Source organism: Desulfovibrio inopinatus DSM 10711 (genome assembly GCF_000429305.1).
Classification (GTDB): Bacteria; Desulfobacterota; Desulfovibrionia; order Desulfovibrionales; family Desulfovibrionaceae; genus Alteridesulfovibrio; species Alteridesulfovibrio inopinatus.
In genome coordinates, this window is record NZ_AUBP01000021.1 from 99,920 (window position 1) to 120,922 (window position 21,003).

Consider the following 21,003-nt stretch of genomic DNA (forward strand, 5'->3'; position numbering starts at 1 on the left):
CATGTTTTTCCGTCGACCTGTGTGTTGACGGAATAACCTGAAATACGACATCTTCATTGCATGAATAGTACGTATAGCGGTCCGAGTGATCCTCTTTGGTACAAGGACGCCGTCATCTACGAAGTCCATATCAAGGCATTTTGTGACGTCGACGGAGACGGTATTGGTGACTTTTCAGGGTTTACAACGAAACTGGATTATTTACGTGACCTCGGGGTGACGGCGATTTGGCTCTTGCCGTTTTATCCCTCTCCACTTCGGGACGATGGCTACGATATTGCCGAATATATGGACATCCACCCCGATTATGGGGATATGGAAACGTTTAAAACCTTCATTGATGAAGCCCATGCACTCGGACTCTATGTTATCACCGAGCTTGTCATTAATCACACTTCCGACCGGCATCCATGGTTCACCCGAGCCAGACATGCTCCTCCGGGCAGTCCGGAACGCGATTTTTATGTCTGGAGCGATACCTCTGATAAGTACCTCAAAGCACGCATTATTTTTAAAGATTTTGAAGCGTCGAACTGGTCGTGGGACCCCATAGCCAAAGCGTATTATTGGCATCGGTTTTATGCGCACCAACCCGACCTTAATTTCGAGAATCCCGCGGTACGCGAGAAGATTTTTGACGTCATCGATTTTTGGCTTGATCTCGGAGTCGATGGCATGCGTCTGGACGCCGTTCCCTACTTGTTTGAATCCGAAGACAGTAATTGCGAAAATCTTCCTGAGACGATCGATTATCTGAAAACCCTCCGTGCCCATGTTGACGAGAAGTATCAAAATCGAATGCTCCTTGCGGAGGCAAACCAATGGCCCGAGGATGCGGCCAAGTATTTTGGTGACGGGGATGTCTGTCACATGTGTTTTCACTTTCCTCTTATGCCGCGTATGTTCATGGCGTTGGAAATGGAGGATCGGTTTCCGATTATTGATATTTTGGAACAGACCCCACCGCTTCCCGGAAACTGTCAATGGGCTGTTTTCCTGCGCAACCATGATGAATTGACGCTGGAAATGGTGACGGACGAGGAACGCGATTACATGTACCGCATGTATGCGTTGGATAAACGGGCACGTATCAACCTCGGGATTCGTCGACGCCTGGCCCCGCTCTTGGATAATGATCGGCGGAAAATCGAACTCATGGACGTCTTGCTCATGACCATGCCGGGGTCGCCGGTTATTTATTATGGCGATGAAATCGGAATGGGGGACAATTTTTATCTTGGGGACCGTGACGGTGTACGTACCCCCATGCAATGGAGCGACGAAAAAAACGCCGGCTTTTCCAAAGCCAATCCACAAGGATTATTCCTCCCTGTCGTCATTGATCCAGAGTACCATTACCAGGCTGTCAACGTGGAGGCGCAGCAACAAAATAGCGCTTCACTTCTGTGGTGGATCAAGCGTCTGGTTGCCATGCGAAAGCGATACCGAGCTTTCGGTCATGGCGATATGACGTTCGTTTCTTCGGATAATCATCACATTCTGGCCTATCTCCGAAAAATGGAAGAAGAAGTCCTTCTCATTGTGGTGAATTTGTGCCGGGCGCCGCAGGCTGTACGACTTGACCTGGCGGAATACGCTGGGAGACTTCCTGTGGAAACAACGGGAAAAACCGTTTTTCCGGAAATAGAGTCCTCTCCGTATTTTCTGACCATGAACGGGCATGGATATTTTATTTTTGAACTGGCTGACAGCAAAGACGCTCCACGACGTCAGGTGGTCGATACGCCCTCCATTACGATCCATGGCGGCGTGTTTCTTGACGTTGGAGTAAAACATGACCTGGCACGTCATGTCTTGCCGAATTATCTCGCTTCAAAAGGACTCATGCCCGGACGAGCAGGACGATTCCTGCGTGCCGAGATTCTCGAAACCCTCCCGGCCGGTGATGCCGATCATCCTGCATGGCTTGTTATTGTTGAGGCCAACTACACCGATGGACCGTCTGATACATTTAACCTGTTCTTATCGTACGAACGGGGGAAAAATACTGGCCTTCTCGAACGGGAAGAAAAGGGCCGTATTGTCTGCACTGTGGTGGGTGATGATGAAACAGACGGTGTTATTCTGGAAGGACCAATTCTCGCCGGGGGAAGTGCTGGACACCACCAGGGATTGTTTACCTTGGCCGCAACGCGGCAAATAATCAAAGGCCGAAGTGGTGAGTTTCGTTCGTTGCCGGGGAAACACAGTACGGTTCTTGGCGAGCAGGCCGGGGAGCATACGGCGCCGGAGATCCGCGAAGCTGCCACCAAAGATATGTTGTTTGCCTATGATGATAAAGTGATGCTGAAAATTTATCGACGTACGGCTGAAGGCAACAATCCGGATGTGGAAACCGTGCGTCACTTGACTGAAAAAGGTGATTTTCCGCATGCGCCATCGTATTTGGGCAGTGTCGTCTATAAAAAAGCTGGACGTTCGGAAATGGCGTTGGGCCTGTTTACAACAAGTTATCACAGTGAAACCACAGCTCGACACAAATATATCAATCATTTGACAGAGTTCGCAGAGCGAACTTTGGCATGGCGTAATGCTGGCCGACCGGCCCCATTTGCTGGGATGAATTTGTGTGATGCTGGCCCGAGCGAGTTCCCCGAAGAAGAACGAGAACTTTTGCCGGGGAATCATATTGCGATGTGTGAGACACTTGGAGAACAAGCGGCTGTCATGCATATGGCATTGGCAAAAGATTATGGAGATCCCGAGTTTACCCCGGAACCGTTTGGTTTTTTAGCGAGACGGTCTGCCTATCAGGGATTACGAGCCCGCATTGTTCGTGCCTTTGACGGCATGCGTCATGTTCATGTCACGGACGATGCCGATTTGACACTCCTGATTGCGGAGTTGAATAAACGAAGCATCGATGTCCAGGAACTGATGGATCGCTTTCTTCGTCAGGCTCCTGAGTGTTGGAAAATTCGTGTTCATGGATGTTTTGTTTTAGATAGGATCGTATTTACCGGCAGAGAGTTTCTGTTTACAGATTTTGACGGTCCTGAGGGATCTTCATTGTCAATGGCAAGACTCAAACGTTTACCTTCGTCCGACCTTGTCGACATGCTGCATTGTTTTTATGAAACTGCCATTGAAACTTTAGCCGATGACTCGATGGTGCGACCGGATGATCGGCCGATTTTTGAACCGTATGTTCGATCCTTTGCAGTGGCTTCTTCGGCTGTGTTGCTTCGTGCCTATTTTAAGCGGATGGAAGAGGCCGATTTTTTCCCCCAATTTGATCAGGCAACGATTTTTCTTGAAGTAGGCCTTCTCGAACGGCTTGCTGTCTCTCTCACCAACGCGCTCAAAAAAGGCACGATAATGGCCGGCCCCTTGGGGAGAACGCTGTTGTCTCTTTTCAACGTGAGCCTCTCGGAAACGACAAGGAGCGAGTAGCATGGGATTTGCGGTGCGATCTTTTATTCTCGGACTGCTGTGTATTGTTTGTCTCTCCTGTGCGAAGAACACACCGCAGCAAGAGGGCCCTTCCTATGAAGTCACCTATCAGGTTGGGGCTTTTTTAAACGAGGAGAGCGCCACAACGCTGACAGAAAAATTGCAATCGGCAGGATTCGACACATCTATCGAACAGGCTCGTGTGGATGATGTCGTGTTCTATCGTGTTCTTGTCAGTCACAAAGGCCCTATTCTTATAACGTATCAGGCTGGTGCGTTTACCGACTTGGCAAATGCGGAAAAACTTCGTGACGATTTACAGGCCAAGGGCATGGAGTGCTCCATTGAGTCTGCCGTTATCGATGGAGTGACGTACCATCGTGTTTATGTGCAAAATCAGGGCGGCATCACAGAAATGATTGCCAAGCTTAAAAATATGGGTCTGGGAGAACCATTGTTTCGCGATATGCGATCGCTGTAAATGGTGAAACCATACATGGATGAAGGGCGATGATATCGTGCTTTCCTCCTCCATTTGCTGAAAACGTTCAAGCCATGTATGGAGCACAGTGAAGTCATTCAGCAGATCGTACTGTGATGTGCAGTGTCCGATATATGCCAAACAAGGAGAAAAGAGCTATGCGCATCCGAGGAATGCTTTTTGCCATCGGACTTGTCATTGCTTCATGGGGTGTCGCATCGTCGGCGTTCTCTCTGGCTGATGTCCCTGACGATGGTTCGTCTGTGGTTATGAAGGTTTGTACCAGGTGCCATTCACCAGCTCGCATTTGCCGCCATCTAGGCAATGACAGCGTATTTTGGGGGAAGACGGTTGATATGATGATCGCCAACGGCGCAACCATATCGGCAAAAGACCGTGAGATTATTGAACACTGGCTGACAGCAGCTATTCCCGGCGACAAACCGGTATGTCAGTGATGCCACTTGATTCGGAAGGAGACAATGCATGTCTGTCGCATTAGCCTATATTACCTGTAAAGATATGGAAGAAGCTGAACGCATTGGGGCGACGATTGTTGAGGAACGTTTGGCCGCGTGCGTGAACATTCTGCCCGGCATGACCTCGATGTATTGGTGGGATGGGGCGATACAAAAAGAGCACGAAGTCGTCATGATCGCGAAAACGCGTATGCAAATCGCCAACCGATTCATTGAGCGTGTTCGAGAACTCCATAGCTACGAAGTACCGTGTGTGGTTTTAGTACCCATCTTGAAAGGAACTTCGAATTTTATTCACTGGGTTGAGGCCGAAGCCGATCCAGACTCAGCGCGTTCCTGATAGAATATTTTTTCGCGCTGTATTTCGTCCCGTTCGGGATCGGATGCAGCGCGTTTTGGTGTCCAACTTCCTGGTTGGAAATGTGCAACATTAAACAAGGAGTTTTCATGAGAATTTTTATATCCGGTTCTCTTGCCTATGACCGGATCATGACGTTTCCCGGCAAATTTGCCGATCATATTTTGCCCGAAAAGATTCATATCCTGAATGTCTGCTTTCTTGTGGATAATTTGGAAGAAAAATTCGGGGGGACGGCTGGGAACATTGCATATAGCTTATCTCTGTTAGGCGAAGATCCGACGGTTTTAGCCACAACAGGAAAAGATTTTGATCGATACGAAGCCTGGCTCAAAGAATGTGGCATTTCCATGGAAGGGATGGTCAATGTCCCTACTGAATTTACGGCTGGCGCGTATATTACGACGGATATGTCAGATAACCAGATCACAGGGTTTAACATGGGAGCGATGAAATATCCTTCCAATTATGCATTCCATGTGCTCGATCCCGCCGATACGATCGCCATTGCCGCTCCCGGTAACCTTGAAGACATGAAGAAATACATGTCGCTGTATAAGGAAAAAGGGATTCGGTGTATTTTTGATCCCGGTCAGAATATTCCTGCCTTCAAAGGGCCGGAGCTGGTCGATATGCTTACCGGAGCGTCTATTCTCATCTCCAATGACTATGAGCTTGAGCTGATTATGAATTCCACTGGTTTGACGAAGACGGAAATTCTTGAGCGGACTCCGGTCGTCATCACAACCCTTGGCGAAAAAGGGTGTCTTATCAGCGAATCCGGCAGTGAAACACAAATTAGCGCCGCCAAAGTCAAAACGGTTAAAGATCCTACCGGAGCAGGTGACGGATTCCGGGCAGGTCTGATCAAAGGGCTGTGCATGGGCAAATGTTTGCCTGATGCCGCCAAGATTGGCGCCATATCGGCGGCCTACGCCGTTGAGCACTATGGTACCCAGGAGCATCGGTATACGGAAGATGAATTCTGGAAACGTTTTGCCGACAATTTTGGAGCCATCTAAATGGCTCTCCGTCACGGAGATGGTCGCCCTTGCGCGGCCGTCTCCGAAACAATAGACGCCGCGATGTGTCGGCTTGATGGCAGCGATCTTCGCGAACTGACCAGCCGCTTGCACCATCTCGGTGGGCGAGCCAAGGGGGCGTTCGATACCTACAGGAAGCTGCATGGTCAGGCTGTCGATGCGGAAGCTTTTCTGGAACTCGCGCCTAAAGCGGCCGCCCGTCTCGACGCATTGACACAAGATATGTTCGGGGCGGTTCTCGATGATATTGAAGCAAATCTCACGCATGCCGTCTGTGAAATATTAGGGCAGGATCGGCAGGTCAAAGCACGGCGTGATACGAAAAGCAATAAATTGTCCGTTGAATTCGAAATCGAGAATCAGGGGAATCCCGAATCAGTCATGGCTGGGCAAGGCGGATCGGTGTGTAATATTCTGTCGGTGGGGTTACGTCTCATTGCCTTGTCGCAGCTTGATGAGACATGTCACCGGCCGTTTCTTGTTTTGGATGAACAGGATTGTTGGCTCAAACCAGAACTTGTTCCCAAGTTCGTTAAACTCATTTCGTCTATCGGCAAACGGTTAGGTATCCAAATTCTCTACATCAGTCATCATCCCGTTGATTTATTCGCAACACATGCACAAAAGCTGATCCAAATCGAACCGAACCGGAGCAATGGCGTTGTTGTTCGAGTGTCATGCGATCGTATTGCCGAGCAACAAAAAAAAGGATGATGCAAAATGCTAAGGGCTTTTTATTACCAGAGAGCGCTCTGGGTAAAGATTGTACTTGCTGTTATAGTTGTCGTACTTTTTGTGTTGCGTCTTCGGTATAGGAAGATGCGATTGAGGAAGCGGAATTGGAAGGATTATCGTTAGCTTGTCTGTCGTGCATCATGAAATTCGAATGCCTATGACTTCACTTCGTTGTTTCACCGTGTACATTTATGCTCTTATTTTTCTTTCGCGAACGTAAAGCGGACGGGGAAAGCATTTTTTTCTAGCACTGTTTGTCGTCAGTGAGAGTACTCTGCGCCAAATCAATCTCAACTCGATTCTTTCCATTTTCCTTTGCGACATAGAGTTGCGCATCGGCTCGGGCGATGAGTGCTGTACCGGATTCACCTGGTTGATGGGTGGCGACCCCGACACTGCAGGTTACTTTGATAGGAATCTCAAGATCGGAGTCGGCAACCGTCTGGCGAAGTTTATCTGCGGCAACCTTCGCACCACTGAGCGGTGTTTCGGGCATGATAAGAATGAATTCTTCTCCTCCATATCGACAGAATACATCTATCTTTCGAATCATTCTGGAGACAATGGAAGCCATCCGGACGAGGACAAAATCGCCAACCTGATGACCATACGTGTCGTTGACGGTTTTGAAGTCGTCTATATCGAATATGGCGAGCGAAAGCGGAGAGCCATACCGATTACTTCGCACAATTTCTCGTTCCAATTCGGATTCTAAAATTTTTCGGTTAGCGATACCGGTCAGTGGGTCTTTCGTTGATTGGTCGTAATAAAACTCACGCTCCTGCTCCAGGCGAGAGACATCGGTAAAGCTAATGACGTAATAGCGTTCGCCCCCGACGAGGATAGAGGTTATTCGCATGAGAAACGAACGTCCCGCATTGACGAGGTCATTATCGCGTACGGTGACAATAAATTCATTGTCGGAAAAATCCTGGATGAATCGAGACCAGTTGTTAAAAAGAACACAATGCGGGGAGGGATCATCGCGCTTTAGAAGGAATCGGTTACCGAGAACGCTATCGAGTCCTTCTCCTTCGCAATCACTGCAGCGAAGAAATGAAGAACAGGACCGGTTCAAATAAATGATACTCTTGCCTTCGGTGACGATATAGAAGTCCGGGGCGTGGTCGAGAAGGGATTGTTGAAGTTGCTCAATGGGGGTGGAATGGCGCAGTGTTTCCAGTCTTCTATCGGCGGCCTTTACAGCTTGAAGAAGTTCGGACGGCAACACGGGTTTTTTGATGAATGATTCTGCTCCAAGTTCAAGTGCAGCGAGAAACGATTCTTCATCGCTAAACGCTGTATGAAAAATCAGGGCGATCGTATCATTCGCCTGTGCCCGAATTCGTCGAGCCAGTTCTAATCCATCCATCTCCGGCATACGAATGTCTGTAATCACAATATCAATTGCTCCTGCATTCAGTATGTCGAGACCGGCTTGGCCGTTCGCCGCTTCATATATTTGCCCAACGTGTTTTTCGAGCATCTTTCGAATTTCGAGACGGGCCAATCGGCTATCATCGACAATAAGCACGTGGAGCGTGTTAAGCATACTCTTCCAAATGGGGGCAAAGGTTACATTCTGGATAATGGAATGATGAAGAGTGGTGCATATGCCTATATATTCATCACCATTGAATTGTTGTTTTCCATTTTGTCTCCCCTGTCAAGAAACGCAAGTTTAATCGATGAAACAAGACAGCGTTCATCTCTCTCGTACAATGTGTACATGACATGATGAATTTTGTTGTTTTCGTGGAGAACATGGAGGGCGTGAAGAGAAGTGGGAGATTACAAAAAAACAGCCGGAAGAGAGTTATCTCTCCCGGCTGTTGAGAGCAGAGGAACAAGAACTTAAAGACTAAACGTCTTCTTCTTGAGCTTCTTCCTGAGCTTCTTCCTGAGCGTTTTCGAGCTTCATGCGAAGCAGTTCGCCGAGGTTGCTGCCCGTATCCGAAGGTCCAGCAGTGCGGAATTCCTTGGATTTTTTCTTGTCTTCTTCGTCGCGGAGCTGCTTGATGGACAAGCCGAGACGGCGTTCGTCACCGCTGACATGGATGACGCGAGCGTCGATCGTGTCGCCTTCCTTGTAAATTTCGGCAGGCGATTTGATTTTCTTGCGGCTGATTTCCGAAACGTGAACGAGGCCTTCAATGCCTTCTTCCACTTCAACGAACAGGCCGAAATCGGTGATGTTCGTCACAAGCCCCTTGACCATGGAGCCCACGGGGTAGCTTTCCGGAACATTGGTCCACGGATCGTCGGTGAGCTGTTTGATACCCAAGGTGAACTTTTCGTTTTCTTTGTCCACGGTGAGTACTTTGGCCTGGACGAGATCGCCAACCTTGTACAGTTCGTTGGGATGGCGAATTTTCTTGGTCCAGGAAATGTCGGACACATGGATAAGTCCGTCAATACCGTCTTCAATACCGATGAAGATACCGAATTCGGTGATGTTCTTGACAGCACCTTCCAGAATCGTGCCTTCAGGATATTTTTCGGCAACAAGATCCCACGGATTGGGGCGAACTTGTTTCATGCCGAGGGAGATGCGTTTTTTGTCGGGATCGACGCCCAAGACGACGACTTCGACTTCATCTCCGGTGTGAACCATCTGAGACGGATGGCGCAGCTTGCGGGTCCAAGACATTTCCGAAATGTGGACCAAACCTTCGACGCCGGGTTCGAGCTCAACGAATGCACCGTAGTCGACCAGATTGGTCACTTTGCCGGACAAGCGCGTATCCACAGGATATTTGTCGATGATGTTTTCCCACGGATCAGGCACGAGTTGTTTCATGCCAAGCGAAACTTTCTGCTTTTCGCGATCGAAGGAAAGCACCTTGAGTTCGAGTTCGTCGCCAAGCTGAACAAGTTCCTTGGGATGCTTGATGCGCTTCCAGGACATGTCAGTGATGTGCATCAGACCGTCGAGGCCGCCGAGATCGACGAAGACGCCGTATTCGGTGATGTTTTTCACTTTGCCTGTAATGACCTGACCTTCCTCGAGGGTTTTGAGCAGGTCTTTGCGCATGGAGTCGCGGCGTTCTTCCAGAAGCACACGACGGGAAACAATGACATTGCTTCTGCGACGGTTGATCTTCAGAACCCGGAATTCGAACTCCTGATTGACCAGGGCGTCCATATCGGGAACCGGGCGAAGATCGACGTGAGAACCAGGCAGGAAGGCTTCGACGCCGCCGAGATCGACGGTGTAGCCACCTTTGATGCGGCGGATGATGCGGCCTTTAATGACGTCATCCTGCTCCTGCAGTTCTTCCAATTTATCAAAAAGCTGCATCCGCTTGGCCCGTTCACGGGACAAGTTGATGGTGCCTTCGGACTCGTTTTTGGAAACGACGTACACATCGATCCGGTCGCCGACTTCCAGATTGAAGTCGCCTTCGGCATCTTTAAACTCAGCAACGGGGATTTGGCCTTCAGACTTGAAGTTCACGTCAATGAGAACGTGTTCCTTGCCAATTTTGACCACTTCGCCTTTGACGATAATGCCTTCTTCGAGATCGCCGAAGTCTTCGTTAAGGTAATCTTCAAGGGCGTCTTCGAAGCTGACGTCCATGTCGACCGGGGTTGAAGTTTCTTGACTCATTTCGGTTGATTCCACCATTCGTTAACCTCCAACAGGATCTGTCCTCGAAAAGGATGCCACCCTCTAACAGAAACAATGTGCCGTGACAACCTGTTTCGCCGTGTAAAAAGGCCTGAATTGAACGAAAAAGCCGCAGATTATGTGAGTGCGACAAGATCGAATGATTTCGTTTCAATAATTTGAGCGGAGACCATCTTGCCAGGTTCGACCTTGGGGCCACTGATATATGTGACGCCGTCGATGTCCGGAGCCTGAAACCATGTGCGACCAATATATAGCTCAGGCCATTCCGGATGCTGTTCATCGACAAGGACGTCCACCGTTTGGTCTTGCCATACGGTCAATTTTTCACGACTGATTTCTTCCTGAATTTCCATCAGGTGTTGCCGACGTTCTTCTTTTACGGCTTCAGGGACTTGATCTTCCATGGTTGCGGCTGCGGTCCCTTCTTCAGGATAGTAGGGAAATACTCCCACATGATCGAGGCGTGCTTCGCGAACAAAGTCGCACAAGGATTTGAAATGGATGTCGGTTTCGCCAGGGTAGCCGACAATGAACGTCGTACGAATGGCGGCATGGGGCATGCGGCTGCGTACTCGATTGAGCACGTGTCGTGGATCTCCGGTAAACGGTCGCCCCATGGCCTTGAGGATATCGGGATGGGCATGTTGGAGCGGAATATCAAAATATGGCAGCAGCGGCGACCCGGCATCACGAATGAAATCAAGAAGGTCATTGCCCACGCCCTTGGGGTACAGATAGAGCATGCGCAATCGTTCCATGCCGCCTTGCTCAAGCAGTTTTTCCAATAATTTAAGCAGCCCATTGGGGTCGCCCCGGTCTTGGCCGTGGGCTGTCAGGTCTTGCGCGACCAGGATCAGTTCGGAGATGTTCATTCGCGTCAAGCGGGCGGCTTCACGGAGAATGGCATCGTCGGGATCACTGCGTAATCGGCCACGAATGGACGGGATGGCGCAGAAACGACAGGCATGACGGCAACCTTCACCAATTTTCAAGTAGGCGTAGCTCGGTGCTGTTGTGTGGACTCTGTCGGGCATGTCCGTCCTGGGATCAATACCGAGTGCTCTGGCGGCGAGTTCAGGCCATGTATCGAGTTCATCCGTTGACAGCCAGGCGTCTACCTCGGGCATTTGTTCGGCAAGTTCTTCACCGTAACGGCTCACCAAACAGCCTGCCACCGCCAGAACCGGCGGGTCTGAGGTTTCTGCGCATGCTTCCGCCGTCTCTAAAATGGTCCGGACGGATTCTTCCACGGCCGGCCCGATAAACCCACAGGTATTAATGAGGGCCAGGTCGGCCTGACTCGGGTTTTCAACAAGAATAGCCCGGCCGGGCAGACCGGCAAGGAGACGTTCGGTGTCGACGCGGTTTTTCGGACAGCCGAGGCTGACGACGTAAACGCGAATGGCATCTTCTTCGTCGAGGAGTGATGCATTGGAAATCGTGAGTTGGTCAGTCATACGGAGATGGCGCGAGAAGGCGCCTGGTTAAAATGTTATTGGGCTGGGATAGCAACATCAAGAAGCGGTTTGTTCTGCCAGCCTGGTCCATCGAAATGCCACCACTCCGACGGCAACGGCTCGAAACCATGGGTGGTCATGGCGTTTTCAAGGATAAGCATATTCTGATGACGCACGGCATCGCCCTTCCATGCGCGGCTGGCTTTTTTTGTAAAATCGTCAAACTCCGTCGGCATGGGCAGTTCCTTTCCTTCGGCATCAACCAAGGTCAAGTCAACAGCAAATCCCTTATTGTGACGTGATCCCGAAATGGGGTGACCATTTTTTTCCACGGGTTTGGCCACATATTGTGGGTCGGGAACAATGTCCCAGAATATTTTCTGAACGGAAAAAGGCCGGTAACAGTCAAAGAGCTTTAAGCCAAGGTTTTTTTTCTGCAGATCGTGCTGTACGGCAATCAATCGCTTGGCGACGTCAGCATTGAGGAAGCACCGGTCAGCCGGATACACTTTTTTACCCGTGAAATTATTGATCGTGGCATACCGCATGTCCAAAATAATGCTTGGATCCAGTGTTGTCACTTCAACAAGTCCGGCTTTTTCAAGGGTTGCGATCGCGTCCGATTGATCGGCATAGAGGGATGTACTCAGCATGGTGCACAGCAGGCATACAAATGTTGTCATCATACGGGGGGTGAACATCGCGTTGTCCTCCATGAAGAAAGCTCATTAAGAGCATCTTGCAGACTGAGACGAAGCCGTTTAAGCAGTTGCGGCAGGTCTGTCATGTTCAGATAAAATGAAATGTAACCCAGCTTGAAACCAAACCGATTCGGAGTTCTCTTTTGACACTGTCGACTCGAAAAAAAATTATTTTTACCGTAATCTATATCGTTGGACTTGTCTTGTTTGTTGAAGTGACGGCCAGAGTGACCTGGACCATGCTCGACAAGACATGGGGACTTGTTGTGCCACAAGAAGTCATGCGTTTTGATGACCAATTAGGTTGGGCTCCGCAGGCCGGAGCCGTTGCCGTCTCCAAGGCTACAGGCAAGACCGTGGAATATGCCATTAATGATAAAGGACTGCGTGATGGTCCCACCGAGTACGCCAAGCCGGACGGGGTTTTTCGTATCGTGACATTAGGCGATTCACACACGTTCGGCTTCGGGGTGTCTCTTGCCGAACACTACACAACGTTACTCGAAGGGTATTTTCAACACGTCGAGGTCGTGAATCTCGGGGTCAACGGCTACGGTCTTGACCAAATGTTGTTACGGCTTCAGTCCGAAGGACTTCGTTATAAACCCGATCTCGTTCTCTTATATCTGCCACATTATGGTGATGTGCGGCATATGCGAGACAAGGTGTGGGGGATGGGGAAACCACGCTTTGAGTTAGAAAATGGTGAACTTATCATAAAAAATTCACCGGTCGCCAACAATAGCCGTTTGTATATGACCCTCATCGACACTGATCGGCTTGTCGCACGTTACAGTCGAGCCTATCGTATGTTGCGTGACGCCCTCCTTTTTTTCCGCTCCAAATTGGCGGCGGCTGACAAAGCACACTCTGAAACGTCGTCAAAACACATTTCTACTCCGACACAGGAACAAATTGACGCTATGAAGAAGGTCAATGATCTTGGCGTTGCCATTGTCAAGAAGATCCATGATACGGCTGCGGAAAACGGTGCGGCCTTTGTATTATTCACTCGGGTGGGGAACTTATTCATCGATTCATTTTTCGAAGGTATACTTGCCGACTATGTTGCCGATCCTCTTGCCAACAACTATATGGAAATTACCAACGATCCCACCAAACATCCTAATGCCGCGGCAAACGCTGTCTTGGCGTGGAGTATGGCGGATTACCTTACGACGAAAGGATTGATTCCCAAGTCGTGTCTCAACACGCCGTAGCAGCTTGGCAGAAAGAAAACCGGGCGTCTGGACAGCCATGGCTGTCCAGACGCCCGGTTTTCTTGTTGTATCTTCATTCGTTTTTTTTAGAAGCGTTCGAATTCTTCATCTCTTTCTTCCATATCCTCGTCCATACCGAGTCTATGCATAATGCTTTCAGAGCGTGACATGTCCTGCTCCGACTTCAATTCTTTGGCGTTTTGTCTTTGCGGTGTAATCAGACGTTGTTTGGCTCCTGCGAAAGCTCTTTCTTGGGTAGGAGCTTTCAAGTTGAAAAAAGCAACCGAAGCACGCAGTTGTTCTGCTTGAGCCGAGAGTTCTTCCGCCGTAGATGAGAGTTCTTCCGCCGAAGACGCATTCCCCTGAATGACCTGGTCAAGCTGCTGTAAAGCCTTATTGACTTGGCTTGCACCGGTGCTTTGTTCTTGGCTTGCGGCGTTGATCTCCTGGACCAGGTCGGCCGTACGTTGAATGTCGGGAACGAGTTTGTCGAGCAATGAACCGGCTCGCTGAGCCACATTGGTGCTCTCCGCCGCCAATGTTGTTATTTCAGAAGCAGCTTTTTGGCTACGCTCTGCCAATTTTCTTACTTCCGATGCAACAACCGCAAAACCACGACCGGCATCTCCGGCGCGGGCAGCTTCAATGGCGGCGTTCAGCGCGAGAAGATCGGTTTGTCGGGCAATTTCTTCAATAATGGATATTTTGCTGACGATATCATTCATCGCAGAGACGGTTTCTTTCACAGCGTCCCCGGATGATTGTGCATCGATTGCGGCTTTCACTGCAATAGCTTCCGTTTGCTTGGAGTTATCCGCATTTTGTTCGATGCCGGAAGCAATTTCTTCCATTGAAGACGACGATTCTTCCACAGCTGCGGCTTGTTGGGCTGCTCCTTGTGACAGGCTTTCCGATGCTGCACTCATTTCTTCGCTGCTTGATGCGACGTTCTCCGATCCATTTTGTACTTCATTGAGCACTTCGTTGATTCGGTAAATCATTTCCCCCAATGATTCCAAAAGCTCGTCCTTCTTATCTCGCTTCTCAATAGAAATAGCCAAGTTGCCTCGGCTGAGTTCTTTGGCAATGTTGGTTATCTTTTTTTCTGCAATAAGAAGATTTCGTAAATTTATGAGAAGTTCGTCTTTATCCGACCGTGGCTGGACTGTTTGTGTGAGATCGCCGATTGCGAGGGCCTGAACGAGGGAAAGCGTGCCTCGTTCGGCTTCGATGAGTGCTTGGATAGAATGAGTGAGTTCGTCCTTTTCCGAGCGCTCCACAGGAGAGACGTCGAGGTCTCCCTTGGCCAATTGCGACATCATTGCGGACACGTTTTGCGATGCGTTGACCATGTCTTGCATGGCTTCATAGACACTTCCCGGTTGGGCGTTATCATGAAATTTCAAAGATAAGTCGCCAATAGCGACTTGAGACGCAATGCGGGCGATTTCAGCCGGTTCCCCTCCAATGCTACGCGAAATACTCCGAATAATGATCCAGGCCATAGCAATGCCGAAAAACAGCATGACGAAAGTGATGATCGAAATCAGCCTGACTGATTTGTGAAAAATATCTTCGGCTTTTGTCTTGTGTTCTGTTGCGTATTTGAGGTTGAAATCTGTCAACTCGGCAAGGATCTCGTGCATCGTGTTGAATTTTTCGTTGGCAGCTGACAGTGTGATATCCATAGCGACGGCGCGCCCTTCGGGCGTGTTGGTCTTTCTTGCATCCACAACCTGTCGGGAGATAGCTTGCCAAGCTACAAAGGCTTTTTTGAATTGTTCAATGAGCGCGAGTTCTTCTGGTGATCGGGCGATAATAGCATATTTTCCGAAGCGTTCGGCTGCCTGTTGCAATCTATCTTCATACGCCTCAACGAGCTTTTTGAAAGTGTCGGAGGAAACATCCGTAAAAATCATAGTACGTTCAGCGACAAGGAGTTGTTGCAGGTCGCGGTCGGCTTCCATGAGATTGTCGATTCCTGGGAGAGAGTATTCGGCGATGTCTGTCAGGCCGGTGCCGATGAATTCGGCGGCCTCATAGCCAATAAAACCGATGATGCCTAACGAAACAATAAGGATTGTATAACTTGATACGAGTTTGAATTTCAGGGTTCCAAAAAAAGTATTTTTCATCCTGTCCTCCCTACGATGTGGATACTACGTGGTGAATGCACCCTCTTTGTCTGAGTTATGCGCTGAGTCTACAATGTTTCCAATCTTTTGTCTTTGATGTGTACGGAAAAATGTGGCGGTGATGTTATGTTCTTATCAATACATTTGGTATGATTCTCAATTGCTTGAGAAAATATTCAAATAGAAAATTACTTTGGGGAAAGATGATGTGTTTTTATCGTATTGTATAAATGAAACCAATGATGTTCTTTAATATAAGAAGGCAGAAAAAAGATTTTTTTCTGCCTTCTTAGCGTTGGATTTAGTTATCGGTAAAGATTTGGTGTATTACTAAAAGCGCTCAAATTCTTCATCGTGCTCTTCCATATCTTCGTCCATACCAAGTTTCTGCATAATGCTTTCAGGCTGTGTTACGTCCTGCTCTTGTTTCTGAGCTTGGGCTCCATGCTTTCGCGAGGTAAACAGGCGTTGCTTGGGGTCTGTGAGAGTTTTTTGTTGCGTTGGAGCTTTCAGGCTGAAAAAGGCTATAGATGCACGCAGTTGTTCGGCTTGGGCCGAAAGTTCTTCTGCCGTGGATGCAAGTTGTTCGGCTGAAGAAGCATTGCCTTGAATAACTTGATCGAGTTGTTGCAAGGCTTTGTTGACTTGGCTTGCGCCAGTGCTTTGTTCTTGGCTCGCGGCGTTGATCTCCTGGACGAGGTCGGCCGTTCGTTGAATATCCGGAACGAGTTTATCAAGCAAAATGCCAGCCCGTTCTGCCACATCGGTACTATTCGCGGCCAGACTTGAGATTTCCGACGCCGCTTGTTGGCTGCGTTCGGCAAGTTTGCGGACCTCGGATGCGACAACTGCAAAACCACGGCCGGCGTCTCCAGCACGCGCAGCTTCAATAGCAGCATTCAGGGCGAGAAGGTCAGTTTGTCTGGCGATTTCTTCGATGATGGAAATCTTCCCGACAATATCCTTCATAGCGTTGACGGTTTCTTTGACGGCATCGCCAGAGGATTTGGCATCAACGGCAGCTTTAATTGCGATGGCTTCCGTTTGCTTTGAATTATCTGCGTTTTGCCCGATGCTGGATGCCATTTCTTCCATGGAGGACGAAGATTCCTCCACGGCAGCGGCCTGTTGGGATGCTCCCTGTGACAGGCTTTCCGACGCTGCACTCATTTCTTCACTGCTCGACGCGACGTTCTCCGAGCCTTCTTGGACTTCAGCGAGAACTTCGCTGATTTTGGAAATCATTTCTGCCAAGGATTCCAAAAGCTCGTCTTTGTCATCGCGTTTTGTCACGGAAACAGTCAGATTACCTTGACTCAGCTTTCGGGCAATGATGGCGATCTCTTTTTCCGCTTTCAACAGGTTGTTTAATGCCGTAAGCAGGGCGTCTTTATCCGATCGGGGTTGTACCGTTTGGGTCATATCACCAATGGCCAGGGCCTGGACACGGGCAAGAATATTGCGCTCCGCTTGAATCAAAGATTGGATGGATCGCATCAATTCGTCTTGTTCCGAACGTTCGTTGACACTCACATCGAGATTTCCAACCGCGAGTTGTTGCAGAATTTCTGCCGTGTTTCGTTCGGCTGCAACAAGTATCTGGAGTGATTGAATAAGTCTGTCCGATGAGGAGCGTTCCGTCAGTTGGATGGAAATATCGCCTTGGGCCAATTGTTGGGCTGCATCGGCAACTTGGGTTTCGGCCTGGATCAAAACTTTGAGTGAACGCATGAGCTTATCGTTTTCTGAGCGTTCCATGACCTGAAGATTGAGATTCCCTTTGGATAATTCTTCGACGGTGGTCGCAATGTCGCGTTCGGCGGCAACAAGACTTGCAAGCGCTGTAATGAGGCTGTCATTATCTGAGCGAGGGATAAGGTTGACGTTGAGATCTCCTTGGGAGAGCTGACCTGCGGCTAACGCAACACCTTTTTCTGCTTCTATTAAACGTTTGAGCGACAGAATGAGGATATCTTTTTCTGAGCGTTCCACGGCCTCTATATCAAGGTCTCCTTCTGCCAGACTGGACATGATTGCTGTCACCTTCTGCGAGGCATCAACCATATTTCGCATGGCGGCATAAACGCTTCCTGATTTCGCGTTATCATGAAAATTCAAGGAGAGGTCGCCGATGGCAACCTGGTTGGCAATGTCGGCGATTTCGTCTGGTTCACCTCCAAGGCTCCGAGAGATGCCCCGGATAATCAACCATGCTGTGAAGATGCCAAATAGGATCATGGCTCCCGTCAGTACGGAAATAAGGGTGACGGCATTGTTGAAGACGGTCTTCGCTTCTTGTTCTCGTTCTGCCGAAAATTTTAGATTCAGTTCTGTGAGTGTGTTGATAATGTCACGCATGGCTTCGAATTTGTTCTTGGCTTCTGACTGGGTCAGCTCCAAGGCAAGAAGACGGCCTTCGTCGGTGTCTGTTTTTCTTGCATCGACAACACGGCGGGAAATATCTTTCCAGGCCATGTATGCAGTTTCAAAATTTTTAATAAGGTCAAGCTCTTCCTGCGTTGTGGCTAAAGCAGCAAATTTGGTAAATCGTTCGATCGCTTGTTGGAGGTTTTCGTCATACGTGCTTTCAAGTTCTTTGAATTCTTTTGATGAAGGTTCGATGAAAATCATGGAGCGTTCAGCAACAAGAAGTTGCTGCAGGTCTCGGTCCGCCTCAATGAGATAGTCAATGCTTGGAAGATATTGGTTGAACATGGTACTTAAGCCCTTGCCGATAGTTTGAGCTGCTTTATATCCCGTGAAGCCGACAACAGCTAACGCAATGATGAGGACAGTATAGCTGGATATGAGCTTAAAGTTGAGGGTCCTGAATACTGATTTTTTCATCGTGTCCTCCCGTGATGAAAGCAGACCGCGTTGTGCATCGCTTCCATCTTTCTCCATGTTTTCCTTGCGCGGCATCCCGTTAGGGCTGGACGACCATTTCGACTCGATACAACACTGTGCGTTGGGAAAGAAAAGCTTGGTTGCAAGACACATTGTGGTGAAAGGCAAAAAGAAGACAATGACATGAGCTGCTCACAGGTTGAACACGTTGTCTTCATTTACATTGGCATCAGGTGTCACATCTGCACTTTTCTTATTGCATAGAGTGAAAGAGATAATACGTTGTTTTCATGATTTTGTGCAAGGAGAAAAGTCGGATATGCAAGAGGAGAGGGAAGAGATAGCAACGAGTTACCGAATCCGGTATGCGATATTTCATGTCCGGATTCGGTTTATGTTCATGTGTTTTTTAATGACGGATATGGCGTTTATCAATCACTGTATAAGCTGGCTCGTCTTCTTCTTCGCGTTTGGGTTCAACGAGTTTCACATTAAAGGAGACGCCAAGTTCCGAATGGAGTCGTTTTTCAATACGTTTTACGAATTCATGCTGGACACGCATTTGATCAAAGAAGAATCCTTCAGACATTTCAACTTTGAGCGCAGCTTCATCTCGTGCTCCATGCTGTTCTAATTCAACAATGAAGCGGTGTGACGCATTTTCAAATTCTGACAATATCCGTGTAATGCGGCTCGGATAGACATTGATGCCACGGAAAACAAAAACGTCGTCCACTCGGCCCTGAATTTTATCGATACGGCGGAACGTACGACCGCACGCACAAGGTTCGTCAATGATGCGGGTGAGGTCGCCGGTACGATACCGGATGACGGGAAATGCTTCCTTGGTGAGTGTTGTCAACACGAGTTCACCCACATCACCATCTGCGACAGGTTCTCCCGTTGTGGGATTGATGACTTCGGCGAGAAAATGATCTTCGTTGATGTGCATGCCACATTGGTGTTGGCATTCACCAGCTACGCCCGGCCCCATCACATCGCTGATTCCGTAATTATCCGTCGCCGTAACTTTGAGACGATCTTCAATTTCGGTTCGCATGGCGATGCTCCAGGGTTCCCCACCAAAAAGCCCCCAGCGTAGCGGTAAAGCATTGATATTAATATTGGCATTTTCAAGCTGTTCAGCCAGACGCAGGGCGTGACTCGGCGTGCAGATAAGGGCCGTGGATTTATAATCCTGCATGATCATGATTTGGCGAGAGCTCGGGGCGTTGGAACTCGGGATAACAGCCGCTCCGATTAATTCTGCTCCATTATGAAATCCAAAACCTCCCGTCAGCAGGCCATAAGAAAATGCAATTTGGACGACATCATCCCGGCTGACACCACCCGCCACAAGAATGCGTGCAGTCAACGATGACCATTTCGCGAGATCGTTTTTGGTATATCCGACAACAATGGGTTTGTCGGACGACCCTGACGGTGTATGCAGGCGGACTACATCACGCAATGGTACGGCAAAAAGGTCATAGGGGTATCCTTGCATGAGAACATCCCGCGTGGTGAAAGGAAGCCGTGTAATGTCTTCCAATGTATAAAAGTCATCAGGATCAATATCGCGTTCGGCAAAGGCGGTTTTATAATAGGGGACATTGCGCGCCACGCGATTCAGGGTAGACTGGAGCCGTTCCAAGATAAGCTGCGAGAGTTCCCCGCGACTCATGGTTTCAAATTTAGGGTCGAAATACATGCCGGTTCTCCATGCTCGGTCGGTGTCAGTTCGTGCTGCGCTCACGTCCAAGATAGGCGCGTTGCACATCACGATTGGCCAGAAGCTCTTCAGCCGGCCCTTGTAAAATGATGCGTCCTGTTTCGAGGACGTAGCCTCGGTCAGCTATACCAAGTGCACTCTTCGCATTTTGCTCAACAAGCAACACCGTCAGGTTGCGTTCACGACGAAGAGTCGTAATTGTATTGAAAATTTCTTTGCATATAGCCGGAGCCAATCCCATACCGGGCTCATCCAGTAAGAGAAGCCGTGGTCTTGCCATCAGCGCTCTCCCAATGGCAAGCATCTGTTGTTCTCCGCCGGAGAGTGTGCCAGCCGCTTGTTTACGCCGTTGTCCGAGGATGGGAAACATGTCGTAGATGCTGTCGAGATCGGATTTTGCCTGTTTTTTGGCGGCAGCCCCACGGATTGAATATGCACCGAGATTGAGGTTGTCTTCGACACTGAGCGGTTTGAAGACGAGTCGGCGTTCAGGCACTTGGGATATACCGGCCCGAACGATTTTGTCCGGACTTTTTTTTCCGATATTTTCACCGGCAAAGGTAATAGAGCCGCGGTTTGGACGATTGAGTCCAGAAATGGTGCAGAGAAGGGTCGTTTTGCCCGCTCCGTTGGCTCCGATAAGCGCAACGATTTCTCCCTCGTCGACATGGAGGGAAGCGCGCCTGACTGCATGTACTTTGCCGTAAAAAACATCGACATTGCGAAGTGTAATCATGAGTATGTGATTTGTTGTGCCCGGTAATGTT

At 49.1% G+C, this 21,003-nt stretch carries 15 protein-coding genes; 7 read left to right on the forward strand and 8 right to left on the reverse strand.

The features are described from left to right. Positions 1-60 precede the first annotated feature (60 nt). The 6 genes from treS (at position 61) to G451_RS29425 (ending at position 6,489) form a co-directional block, all read left to right on the forward strand. A complete protein-coding gene (gene treS / locus G451_RS29415; RefSeq protein ID WP_034642244.1) occupies positions 61-3,414 on the forward strand; it encodes a maltose alpha-D-glucosyltransferase in 3,354 nt (1,117 codons plus the stop codon). A 1-nt stretch (position 3,415) separates the two neighbouring features. Further along, positions 3,416-3,895 (forward strand): SPOR domain-containing protein, encoded by a 480-nt coding sequence (locus G451_RS0113550; protein ID WP_027184681.1) that lies wholly within the window; start codon positions 3,416-3,418, stop codon positions 3,893-3,895. A 158-nt stretch (positions 3,896-4,053) separates the two neighbouring features. Further along, a complete protein-coding gene (locus G451_RS29420) occupies positions 4,054-4,353 on the forward strand; it encodes a hypothetical protein (protein ID WP_051261489.1) in 300 nt (99 codons plus the stop codon). Positions 4,354-4,381: 28 nt separating this feature from the next. Further along, positions 4,382-4,714 carry a divalent-cation tolerance protein CutA gene (gene cutA / locus G451_RS0113560; protein WP_027184682.1) on the forward strand — a complete coding sequence of 111 codons (333 nt, stop codon included), beginning with the start codon at positions 4,382-4,384 and terminating at the stop codon, positions 4,712-4,714. 107 nt (positions 4,715-4,821) lie between these two features. After that, positions 4,822-5,754, forward strand: coding sequence for a carbohydrate kinase family protein (locus G451_RS0113565; protein WP_027184683.1), 933 nt, complete (start codon positions 4,822-4,824; stop codon positions 5,752-5,754). Next, positions 5,755-6,489, forward strand: a complete 735-nt coding sequence (locus G451_RS29425; protein WP_156921628.1) for a hypothetical protein — start codon at positions 5,755-5,757, stop codon at positions 6,487-6,489. It abuts the gene before it with no gap. Between the two features lie 265 nt (positions 6,490-6,754). On the opposite strand, the gene G451_RS29430 is transcribed toward G451_RS29425, so the two are convergent. From G451_RS29430 to G451_RS0113600, 4 genes are all read right to left on the reverse strand, one after another. Further along, positions 6,755-8,062 carry a GGDEF domain-containing response regulator gene (locus G451_RS29430; protein WP_034642247.1) on the reverse strand — a complete coding sequence of 436 codons (1,308 nt, stop codon included), beginning with the start codon at positions 8,060-8,062 and terminating at the stop codon, positions 6,755-6,757. Between the two features lie 309 nt (positions 8,063-8,371). Continuing rightward, positions 8,372-10,138 carry a 30S ribosomal protein S1 gene (locus G451_RS0113590; protein WP_051261490.1) on the reverse strand — a complete coding sequence of 589 codons (1,767 nt, stop codon included), beginning with the start codon at positions 10,136-10,138 and terminating at the stop codon, positions 8,372-8,374. A 119-nt stretch (positions 10,139-10,257) separates the two neighbouring features. Continuing rightward, positions 10,258-11,601, reverse strand: a complete 1,344-nt coding sequence (gene rimO / locus G451_RS0113595) for a 30S ribosomal protein S12 methylthiotransferase RimO (RefSeq protein ID WP_051261491.1) — start codon at positions 11,599-11,601, stop codon at positions 10,258-10,260. Between the two features lie 35 nt (positions 11,602-11,636). Continuing rightward, positions 11,637-12,302 (reverse strand): M15 family metallopeptidase, encoded by a 666-nt coding sequence (locus G451_RS0113600; RefSeq protein ID WP_027184686.1) that lies wholly within the window; start codon positions 12,300-12,302, stop codon positions 11,637-11,639. Between the two features lie 143 nt (positions 12,303-12,445). Between G451_RS0113600 and G451_RS0113605 the strand changes: the two genes are divergently transcribed. Continuing rightward, positions 12,446-13,522 carry an SGNH/GDSL hydrolase family protein gene (locus tag G451_RS0113605; protein ID WP_027184687.1) on the forward strand — a complete coding sequence of 359 codons (1,077 nt, stop codon included), beginning with the start codon at positions 12,446-12,448 and terminating at the stop codon, positions 13,520-13,522. Between the two features lie 86 nt (positions 13,523-13,608). On the opposite strand, the gene G451_RS0113610 is transcribed toward G451_RS0113605, so the two are convergent. The 4 genes from G451_RS0113610 to G451_RS0113625 all read right to left on the reverse strand — a co-directional run bounded on the left by G451_RS0113610 (position 13,609) and on the right by G451_RS0113625 (position 20,972). Beyond that, positions 13,609-15,657, reverse strand: a complete 2,049-nt coding sequence (locus G451_RS0113610; RefSeq protein ID WP_027184688.1) for a HAMP domain-containing methyl-accepting chemotaxis protein — start codon at positions 15,655-15,657, stop codon at positions 13,609-13,611. A 330-nt stretch (positions 15,658-15,987) separates the two neighbouring features. Continuing rightward, complete coding sequence (locus G451_RS32830) at positions 15,988-18,504, reverse strand: HAMP domain-containing methyl-accepting chemotaxis protein (protein ID WP_211236352.1); 2,517 nt, start codon at positions 18,502-18,504, stop codon at positions 15,988-15,990. 409 nt (positions 18,505-18,913) lie between these two features. Then, the gene (locus G451_RS0113620) at positions 18,914-20,215 is read right to left on the reverse strand and encodes a phenylacetate--CoA ligase family protein (protein WP_027184689.1); all 1,302 of its coding nucleotides are present in this window, start codon (positions 20,213-20,215) and stop codon (positions 18,914-18,916) included. A 25-nt stretch (positions 20,216-20,240) separates the two neighbouring features. Then, positions 20,241-20,972: an ABC transporter ATP-binding protein gene (locus G451_RS0113625; RefSeq protein WP_027184690.1), complete on the reverse strand. Its 732-nt coding sequence runs from the start codon at positions 20,970-20,972 to the stop codon at positions 20,241-20,243. Between the last annotated feature and the right edge of the window lie 31 nt (positions 20,973-21,003).

What these genes read in the sequence shown, in the direction of transcription:
- treS (WP_034642244.1), top strand. Translation starts at nt 61, where the DNA reads ATGAATAGTACGTATAGCGGTCCGAGTGATCCTCTTTGGTACAAGGAC.
- G451_RS0113550 (WP_027184681.1), top strand. Translation starts at nt 3,416, where the DNA reads ATGGGATTTGCGGTGCGATCTTTTATTCTCGGACTGCTGTGTATTGTT.
- G451_RS29420 (WP_051261489.1), top strand. Translation starts at nt 4,054, where the DNA reads ATGCGCATCCGAGGAATGCTTTTTGCCATCGGACTTGTCATTGCTTCA.
- cutA (WP_027184682.1), top strand. Translation starts at nt 4,382, where the DNA reads ATGTCTGTCGCATTAGCCTATATTACCTGTAAAGATATGGAAGAAGCT.
- G451_RS0113565 (WP_027184683.1), top strand. Translation starts at nt 4,822, where the DNA reads ATGAGAATTTTTATATCCGGTTCTCTTGCCTATGACCGGATCATGACG.
- G451_RS29425 (WP_156921628.1), top strand. Translation starts at nt 5,755, where the DNA reads ATGGCTCTCCGTCACGGAGATGGTCGCCCTTGCGCGGCCGTCTCCGAA.
- G451_RS29430 (WP_034642247.1), bottom strand. Translation starts at nt 8,062, where the DNA reads ATGCTTAACACGCTCCACGTGCTTATTGTCGATGATAGCCGATTGGCC.
- G451_RS0113590 (WP_051261490.1), bottom strand. Translation starts at nt 10,138, where the DNA reads ATGGTGGAATCAACCGAAATGAGTCAAGAAACTTCAACCCCGGTCGAC.
- rimO (WP_051261491.1), bottom strand. Translation starts at nt 11,601, where the DNA reads ATGACTGACCAACTCACGATTTCCAATGCATCACTCCTCGACGAAGAA.
- G451_RS0113600 (WP_027184686.1), bottom strand. Translation starts at nt 12,302, where the DNA reads ATGTTCACCCCCCGTATGATGACAACATTTGTATGCCTGCTGTGCACC.
- G451_RS0113610 (WP_027184688.1), bottom strand. Translation starts at nt 15,657, where the DNA reads ATGAAAAATACTTTTTTTGGAACCCTGAAATTCAAACTCGTATCAAGT.
- G451_RS32830 (WP_211236352.1), bottom strand. Translation starts at nt 18,504, where the DNA reads ATGAAAAAATCAGTATTCAGGACCCTCAACTTTAAGCTCATATCCAGC.
- G451_RS0113620 (WP_027184689.1), bottom strand. Translation starts at nt 20,215, where the DNA reads ATGTATTTCGACCCTAAATTTGAAACCATGAGTCGCGGGGAACTCTCG.
- G451_RS0113625 (WP_027184690.1), bottom strand. Translation starts at nt 20,972, where the DNA reads ATGATTACACTTCGCAATGTCGATGTTTTTTACGGCAAAGTACATGCA.